Genomic DNA, 949 nt, shown 5'->3' with positions numbered 1-949 from the left:
AAGGAAGAGCGATTATGCACCTTAAAAACGGGAAAGCAGTGAAAAGTGTCTTTACGCTAAGTACGCTGACTGCATCTTGTCTATTGGCCTTCAACAGCTACGCAGCGGTTGATTGTGCCCCTCTAGAAGTTTGGGATTCGTCAAAAGTTTATAATGGCGGCGACCAAGTTCAGCACGAAGGTAACGCATACAAAGCGCGTTACTGGACGCAAAACAATAACCCTGCACAAGCTGGCCAGTGGGGCGAGTGGGAATCTCTTGGTGCTTGTGATGGAACAGGTCCTGTTGACCCACCACAAAATGAAATCCCGACGGTGACTCTAACCGCTCCTTCTGCGTCGGCATCTATCACCGCTGGTGAAGTGGTTAACCTAGCCGCAGATGCAGCAGACACTGATGGCACAATTAGCAAAGTTGAATTCTTTGTTGATGGTGCTTTAGTTGGTCAGTCTACTTCGGCTCCTTTCACTGCATCTTGGACTGCAACTGAAGGCGTACACGAGTTTTCAACTAAATCTTATGATGACGCTGGCGCGGTAAGTACTGCAAGTTCAGTAACGCTTACGATTGCTTCAGCTCAACCAGGTAATGAAGCGCCTACAGTGGATGTTGCGCTTTCAGCTACTTCAATCGAGCTAGGCGGTACTGTTACGCTTACTGCTAACGCGGCAGACGCGGATGGTAGCGTTGCTAAAGTTGACTTCTACGTTGCTGGCGCATTAGCTGGCACAGCAACCGCTGCCCCTTACACACTAGACGTAACGCCTTCAAAAGCGGGCGCTCTAGCGGTATACGCGAAAGCGACAGATAACGCAGGTGCAAGCACAGACTCTGCAATTACTACGTTAACTGTAAATGGTGGCGCAGTGGCATCTAACTGTCGTCCTGACGGTCTTTACCAAACAACAGGCGTGGACGTACCTTACTGTTCAATCTACGACGAAGAAGG

General features: G+C 49.6%; 1 protein-coding gene. It reads left to right on the top strand.

Annotated features, from left to right (window positions below; genetic code table 11):
- Nucleotides 1-14: 14 nt before the first annotated feature.
- Nucleotides 15-949 (top strand): Ig-like domain-containing protein (locus R7Z47_RS24200; RefSeq protein ID WP_029827227.1); only part of this gene is annotated, 935 nt, incomplete at its 3' end.

This window comes from Vibrio sp. 1641 (genome assembly GCF_033339995.1).
Taxonomy (GTDB): Bacteria; Pseudomonadota; Gammaproteobacteria; order Enterobacterales; family Vibrionaceae; genus Vibrio; species Vibrio alginolyticus.
The sequence above is the reverse complement of the archived record's forward strand: the minus strand, read 5'-3'. Positions and strand labels throughout refer to the sequence as shown.